Genomic DNA, 6,909 nt, shown 5'->3' with positions numbered 1-6,909 from the left:
AACCCGCCCCGGGTTTTGGGCGGGCCGCTCTCGGTTCCCACTTCAAGGGAAACTTGTCAGGCGCCGCGCATCAGGCAGCCGGCGGCAAGCACGATGTAGGCGATGAGAACGATCCACACCGCTGCGATTGGAATGAACGCAAGGACGCCAAGCGCGGCAAGAATGCCGATGATGGCGATGACAAGGGAAATGATGAAAACAATCTGGGTAGGCGCGCTGAGATTCATGTCTGGCTCCTCCAACATGATTCGAACAGCGTCATTCTATCAGGGCGTGTGGTCACACACCAATCATGACGCGCAGCGGGTTGGCCGGATCGGCCAGCAGCTTCACCGCCAGTGCGACGCAGACGACCACCAGCAGCGGCTTGATCAGTCTGGCGCCGATGCGCATGGCCAGGCTCGCGCCGACGCGGGCGCCGAGGAACTGGGCAATGCCCATCATCAGGCCGATCTTCCAGGAGATGACGCCGACGGCGGCAAAGACGATGAAGCCGCCGATGTTGGACGCGAAGTTGAGCAGTTTGGTATGCGCCGTCGCCTTGAGCACGCCGTAACCGGCCAGGGCGACGAAGGCGAGCATGTAGAAAGAGCCCGCTCCAGGCCCGAACAGGCCGTCATAGAAGCCGATTGCCGGCACAAGGGTCAGTCCAAACAGGAATGGCGACAGGCGTTCAGCGCGGTCGACGTCGTTCATATTGGGCTTGAGCGCGAAATAGAGCGCGATGGCGATCAGAATCAGGGGCAGCAGGGCGCGCAGGAGATCACTCGGGACGATGGTGGCCAGCAACGCGCCTACGGCGCCTCCGGCGAGCGCCAGCAGCGCCGACGGCAATTGCCGGCGCAGATCGACATGGCCCTTGGAGGCATAATGGATTGTCGCCGATCCGGAGCCGAACATGCCCTGCAGTTTGTTGGTTCCAAGCGCCTCGACCGGCGAGAAACCGGCCAGCAGCAGCGCCGGAATGGTGATCAGTCCACCGCCGCCGGCAATCGAATCGACAAAGCCCGCCGCAAAGGCGGCGAAGGCGAGCATGGCAACTGTCTGGATGCTGAGATCGATCATCTGATCCGTGGGAGCGTCGGTCGGCTGAGATAGCGGGCGTTCGATCACGACCACCCCATTTGCGCAAGGCCGATTCCGCGCTAACTCTAGGGGAGAGGAATCGGAAAGGGGCACCGATGGCATTCGCATTGTTGGACCAGATACGCTCGATCTTCGACGGCGACCCCGGAGTGCGCAAGGTGGCGGACGATCCCGTCCTGTCGGCCGAACTTCTGATGCTGTTCCGCATGATCCTGGCCGACGGCACAGTCAGCGAGAGCGAGATGGTGGCCTTCCGGCGCATCTGCAAGGACGCCTTCGGCATCCAGGAAAGCAGCATCGACAGCGTTATCGAATATCTCAACGAGTTCGGCTACGAGACCAACGGCTCCCAGGCGATTGCACTGTTCCGCGATCTCGACGTCGAACGGCGCAAGCAATTGGCGCAGCATATGGCGGAGATCGCCAAGGCCGATTCGCAACTGGCCGAGACCGAGGTGCGCCTGCTGCGCCGCACACTCGATCTGCTCGACATCAGTCCAGTCGATGTGGTGAAGGCGGAAGAGTAGGGGGGAACCGCCTTCTTAACCTTGCTCCTGCATCCGGCGCGCGATTGCCCTGTGCAGGTCCGGGGCGGCGGCAACCAGCGCCTTGGCGGCCTCGGATTGCGGATGATCGAGCACCTCGTTCGTCCTGCCGCGCTCGACGATCTTGCCGTCATGCATGACCAGCACCTCGTCGGCGATGGCTCGGGCGACGGTCAGGTCATGGGTAATGAAGAGATAGGCGATGCCGAGCTTCTGGTTGAGTTCGGCGAACAGATCGAGGATCTGGGCGCGGATCGAGACGTCGAGCGCCGAGACCGGCTCGTCGGCAACGACCAGCTTGGGGCGGGTGATGATGGCGCGGGCGATCGACAGGCGCTGGCGCTGGCCACCCGAAAATTCGTGCGGGTACTTGTCCATGTCGCTGATGCCGAGGCCAACCTCGTGCAGCGCATGCGCCACCATCTCGCGACGCTCGGCGCGGGTCGGTTTCTTTTCCAGCACATGCAGTGGCTCGGCGACCAGCCTTTCCACCTTCTGGCGCGGATCGAAGGAGCCATAGGGATCCTGGAAGACAACCTGCATGTCGCGTCGCGCCGGCTTCAGTTCTGGTTCGCGCTTGCCGGTGATGGTGTCGCCGCGAAACCGGATCGTGCCGGCGCTTGGCCGGTCCAGTGCCAGGATCATCCGGGCAAGCGTCGACTTGCCGCAGCCGGAGCGGCCGACCAGCGCCATTGATTGACCCGGCGCCATCGACAGGGAGACATCGTCGACGGCGCGGATGTCGGGCGCGCGCCTGAACAGCGCGGTGCGCCGGCCGGCATAGTCACGGGTCACGTTCTCGACCTGAAGCAGGGGCTTGCCTGTTCCAGCGCCATGCGGCTTGGCGCGCGCCGGCACATGCATCGAGGCTTGCGCCAGTTGGCGCGTGTAGGGGTGGAGCTGTTCGGACAGCGTGCGTGCAGTATCGCCGGCCTCCATCACCTCGCCATGGCGCAGGATGGTGATGCGGTCGGCCATCTCGGTCACCACGGCGAGGTCGTGCGAGATCAGCAGCAGGCCCATGCGGCTCTCCGCCACGAGATCGCGCAGGAGGTCGAGGATCTGCGCCTGCAGCACCACGTCGAGGGCCGTCGTCGGTTCGTCGGCGATCAGCAGCTTCGGCTTCAGCGCACAGGCGATGGCGATGACGACGCGCTGGCGCTGGCCGCCGGACAACTCGTGCGGATAGCGCGACAGTGGAAATTTGGCCGAGGGAAGGCCGACGCGGTCGAGCATTTTTCGCGCTCGCTCCTCGGCTTCCGCGCGTGTGGCCTTGGTGTGCCAGCGTATGCCTTCGGCTACCTGTTCGCCGATGGTCTTGACCGGATTGAGAGCCGTCATCGGCTCCTGGAACACCATGCCGATGTCGTCGCCGCGCAGCGCGCACATCTGGTCCTCCGTCGCGGCGAGGATATCTATACCATCGAATGTGACGCGCCCGGTGGCGCGCGCGGCGTGGGGCAGAAGCCGCATCACCGTCAGCGCGGTCATCGACTTGCCGGAGCCGGATTCGCCGACCAGCCCCATGACTTCGCCTGATGCAAGGGAGAGCTCCACGCCTTTCAGGATCGGCGTGTCGCCGATGGCGAGCGACAGGTTCTCGATCTCCAGCAGGCTCATCGCCGCCGCCGCGATTTCGGGTCGAGAATGTCGGCGATGCCGTCGCCGAGGAGGTTCAGACCGAGCACGGTGACGACGATCGCCATGCCGGGAAAGATCGCCATCCACGGCGCCACCACAATGCGGGTCTGGGCGTCGAACAGCATGCGGCCCCAGCTTGGCATTGGCGGCTGCGCGCCGAGGCCGAGATAGGAAAGCCCGGCTTCGGCCAGGATGCCCAGCGCGAACTGGATGGTGCCTTGCACCAGAAGCAGCGTGGCGATGTTGGGCAAGACATGCTCGATCGATATCCGCGTGCTGCTTTTTCCCGCGGCGCGCGCGGCCAAGATGAATTCGCGCGGCCAGATCGCCAGCGCGCCGGCCCTGGCGACCCGTGCGAACACCGGAATGTTGAAAATGCCGATGGCGATGATGGCGTTGACGGCGCCCGGCCCGAAGATGGCGGTGATCATGATCGCCGACAGCAGGGCGGGAAAGGCGAAGACGAGGTCGTTGATGCGCATCAGCGCCTCGTCGACGAGACCGCCGCGCGCAGCGGCAAAGGCGCCGAGCGGCACGCCGACGCCCATGCCGATGCCGACCGCTACAAAAGCCACCGCAATCGAATTGCGGGCGCCGACCATGATCATCGACAGGATATCGCGGCCGAAATGATCGGTGCCGAACCAATGCGTCGGCGAGGGCCCCTGCGTCTTGTCGGCTATGACCAGCTTCGTCACATCGTAGGGCGTCCAGACATAGGAGATGATGGCCATCACCAGGATGAGCAAGGTGATGACGAAGCCGGTGACGAAAGCGGTGTTCCGGAATGCCTTGGCCAGGATGCTGCCGAAGGTTTCCTCGGGAATGTCGATATGCATGGTCATCGCCGGCTTCTCAGGCGCGGATCGACGACCGCATAGGAAAAGTCGACGATGAGGTTGACGGCTATGACGGCGGCGACCAGCAGCATGACGACGCTTTCGACGACGATCAGGTCGCGCTGGGTGATGGCCTGGAACACCAGCCGGCCGAGGCCGGGGAGATAAAAAACATTCTCGATGATGATGGTGCCGGCAAGCAGGAAGGCGAATTGCAGTCCGAGTATGGTCAGCACCGGGATCATGGCATTGCGCAGTGCGTGCCGCCAAAGCACGGCGCGATAGGGCAGGCCCTTGGCGCGGGCGGTGCGGATGTAATCCTCGTTCAGCACCTCGATCAGCGCCGAGCGGGTGACACGTGCCAGGATCGCCGCTTGCGGCAAGGCAAGCGCGATCGCCGGCAAAAGCAGCGATTTCAGCGCCGGCCAGACACCGGCTCCCCAGCCGGGAAAGCCACCGGCCGGAACCAGGCGCAGCCAGACCGCGAAGACATAGATCAGCATCAGCGCGAACCAGAAATTGGGCACGGCGACGCCAAGCTGCGCCGCGCCCATCGCCACGGTGTCGCCGGCCCGTCCGCGCCGGCTGGCGGAAAACAGGCCGACCGGAATGGCGATCACCGTGGACAGCACAAGCGCGATCAGCGCCAGCGGCAACGACACGGCAAGCCGTTCGCGCACGAGATCGATGACCGGCACCGAATAGGTATAGGAGCGGCCGAAATCGAGGCTGAGCAGGCCGCCGGCCCAGTGCAGGTAGCGCCAAGGCAGCGGTGCGTTGAGGCCCATCTGGTTGCGCAGCAACTCGACCTGGTCGGCGCTGGCGTTCATGCCCAGCATCAGCCGGGCAGGGTCGCCGGGGAGGATTTCCAGCACCGCGAACACCACCATGGAAGCCAGCACCAGCGTGGCGAGCGCTATTGCGAGGCGCTTGAGGAGGTAGGCGGTCATGGGGGGTGAGGGACGGTGGTGTTGCCGATGGCAATCAACAGGTGACGACTTCGTTCTACGGCGCCCCCCTCTGTCCTGCCGGACATCTCCCCCTCAAGGGGGGAGATTGGCGATTTCAGCGCCGGCGCCACAAACGCGTCGCTGATGATTGGCGAAAGCAGCGGCGACAGCGCAATCTCCCCCTTTGAGGGGGAGATGCCCGGCAGGGCAGAGGGGGGCGCCAAGGCGCGCAAACGTCGCCTCTCCGCCAACAGCTTCACTCGCTCCACTTCACCTTGGTCAGGTCATTGGCCTGGATAGGGGCATTTTCCCACAGCCCTTGCAGCTTGGCGTCCCAGACTCCGACCTTGGGCAGTTCGTAGAGGAAGCCGACCACGGCGTCGTCGGCCAGGATCTTCTGCGCCTGTCCGAGCAACGCCTTGCGCTTGGCCGCGTCGGAGGTGAGGTTGAGGTCGGCGATCACCTTGTCGAAGGCCGGATTGTCATAGTTGAAATAGTAATCCTTGCGCGAATAGATATCGATGTCGTTAGGCTCGGTGTGGGAGACGATGGTCAGGTCGTAGTCCTTCTTGGTGAACACCTGGTCCAGCCACTGCGCCCATTCGACCGGTAGGATATCGAGGTTGATGCCGACGTCGCGAAGCTGCGAGGCGATGATCTCGCCGCCGAGCCGCGCATAGCCGGGCGGCGGCAGCTTCAGCGTCGCCTTGAAGCCGTTCTCCAGGCCTGCTTCCTTCAGCAATTCCTTGGCCTTGGCGACATCGTGCGGATAGCGGCCGGTGAGGTCGACATAGTCCTTGTTGGCCGGTGACATGTGCGAGCCGATCGGCTGGCCGAGGCCGGCCGAGGCGCCGTCGATGATTGCCTTGCGGTCGAGCGCGTAGGAGATCGCCTGCCTGACCTGCAGCTTGTCGAAAGGCGGCTTCTTGTTGTTGATCGACAGGATGGTTTCGCCCTCGGTCGAGCCGATCACCACCTTGAAACGCGGGTCGTCCTTGACCTGCGCCAGGCCGTCGGGATCGAAGAACGGGAAGGCCTGGATGTCGCCAGACAGCAGCGCCGGAACATTGGCGGCGGCATCCGGCACGATGCGGAACTCGACCTTATCGAGGAATGCCGGCGTGCCCCAGTAATGGTCGGCTTTCACCAGCGTGATCGACGATCCCTTGGCCCAACCCTGGAATTTGAACGGACCGGTGCCGATCGGGTTCTCCTTGTTGGTGTCAGCCGATTTTGGCGACACCATCACCGCGTCGCCCCAGCCCATATTGTAGAGGAAGGATCCTTGCGGGTTCTTCAGCGTGACCTTGATCGTCGCCGGATCGATGACATCGACCTTGTCGATGGCCGCGAACAGGTTCTTCTGAGCATTGACCGAATTGTCGGCGCGGGCGCGGTCCAGCGAGAATTTCACGTCGTCGGCGCTGAAGTCGGCGCCGTCGTGGAATTTCACGCCGGTATGCAGCTTGAAAGTGTAGGCCCTGCCATCGTCGGAAATGGTCCAGCTTTCGGCCAGGTCCGGCAGCACTTCGCCATTCGGGCCGATGCGCGTCAGGCCTTCGAACACATTGGCGTAGAGCACCTCATCGATGGCGGCGGCGGCGCCGGCGGTCGGGTCGAGATGCGGCGGCTCGAGCGGAATGCCGATGACAAGGTCGGTGCGCGCGGCAAAGGCCGGGCTTCCGGCGGCCAGTGCCAGGACGGCCGCGGCCAGAATGATTTTCCACAATCTCATCGTGCACTCCCATGCGTTCAGACACGTGCTCAAACCGGGCGATAGAAGCGTGATTTCGTGCGGGAGTAAATTGCGTTTCGTGCTGCCGGGCGTCGTGGTTGGGAAAGTTTTTC

The 6,909-nt window shown here is 63.8% G+C and carries 7 protein-coding genes; 1 reads left to right on the top strand and 6 read right to left on the bottom strand.

The genetic code is table 11. The annotated features are described in order from the left end of the window. Window positions 1-56: 56 nt before the first annotated feature. Window positions 57-227, bottom strand: a complete 171-nt coding sequence (locus LB577_RS25765; protein ID WP_224689465.1) for a hypothetical protein — start codon at window positions 225-227, stop codon at window positions 57-59. A gap of 52 nt (window positions 228-279) precedes the next feature. Then, entirely contained in the window at window positions 280-1,065 is a 786-nt protein-coding gene (locus LB577_RS25760) for a TSUP family transporter (RefSeq protein WP_224689464.1), read from the bottom strand. Between the two features lie 116 nt (window positions 1,066-1,181). Here LB577_RS25760 and LB577_RS25755 point away from each other — a divergent pair, with 116 nt between their 5' ends. After that, window positions 1,182-1,613 carry a TerB family tellurite resistance protein gene (locus LB577_RS25755; protein ID WP_023763424.1) on the top strand — a complete coding sequence of 144 codons (432 nt, stop codon included), beginning with the start codon at window positions 1,182-1,184 and terminating at the stop codon, window positions 1,611-1,613. Window positions 1,614-1,628: 15 nt separating this feature from the next. Here the strand turns inward: LB577_RS25755 and LB577_RS25750 are convergent, their stop codons facing one another. From LB577_RS25750 to LB577_RS25735, 4 genes are all read right to left on the bottom strand, one after another. Beyond that, on the bottom strand, window positions 1,629-3,251 hold the full coding sequence (locus LB577_RS25750; RefSeq protein WP_224689463.1) for an ABC transporter ATP-binding protein: 1,623 nt from the start codon (window positions 3,249-3,251) through the stop codon (window positions 1,629-1,631). Further along, a complete protein-coding gene (locus LB577_RS25745; protein ID WP_224689462.1) occupies window positions 3,248-4,117 on the bottom strand; it encodes an ABC transporter permease in 870 nt (289 codons plus the stop codon). Before LB577_RS25745 ends, LB577_RS25750 begins: the two co-directional genes overlap by 4 nt. Then, window positions 4,114-5,061 carry an ABC transporter permease gene (locus tag LB577_RS25740; protein WP_224689461.1) on the bottom strand — a complete coding sequence of 316 codons (948 nt, stop codon included), beginning with the start codon at window positions 5,059-5,061 and terminating at the stop codon, window positions 4,114-4,116. Before LB577_RS25740 ends, LB577_RS25745 begins: the two co-directional genes overlap by 4 nt. A gap of 256 nt (window positions 5,062-5,317) precedes the next feature. Beyond that, entirely contained in the window at window positions 5,318-6,796 is a 1,479-nt protein-coding gene (locus LB577_RS25735) for an ABC transporter substrate-binding protein (protein ID WP_224689460.1), read from the bottom strand. Window positions 6,797-6,909 lie beyond the last annotated feature (113 nt).

This window comes from Mesorhizobium sp. B283B1A (assembly GCF_020165735.1).
Classification (GTDB): Bacteria; Pseudomonadota; Alphaproteobacteria; order Rhizobiales; family Rhizobiaceae; genus Mesorhizobium; species Mesorhizobium opportunistum.
Note: the sequence above shows the minus strand (reverse complement) of the source record. Positions and strands in the feature narration are given on the sequence as shown.

Coding starts and splice junctions, on each gene's coding strand:
- LB577_RS25735 (WP_224689460.1), bottom strand. CDS start 6,796: ATGAGATTGTGGAAAATCATTCTGGCCGCGGCCGTCCTGGCACTGGCC.
- LB577_RS25740 (WP_224689461.1), bottom strand. CDS start 5,061: ATGACCGCCTACCTCCTCAAGCGCCTCGCAATAGCGCTCGCCACGCTG.
- LB577_RS25745 (WP_224689462.1), bottom strand. CDS start 4,117: ATGACCATGCATATCGACATTCCCGAGGAAACCTTCGGCAGCATCCTG.
- LB577_RS25755 (WP_023763424.1), top strand. CDS start 1,182: ATGGCATTCGCATTGTTGGACCAGATACGCTCGATCTTCGACGGCGAC.
- LB577_RS25760 (WP_224689464.1), bottom strand. CDS start 1,065: ATGATCGATCTCAGCATCCAGACAGTTGCCATGCTCGCCTTCGCCGCC.
- LB577_RS25750 (WP_224689463.1), bottom strand. CDS start 3,251: ATGAGCCTGCTGGAGATCGAGAACCTGTCGCTCGCCATCGGCGACACG.
- LB577_RS25765 (WP_224689465.1), bottom strand. CDS start 227: ATGAATCTCAGCGCGCCTACCCAGATTGTTTTCATCATTTCCCTTGTC.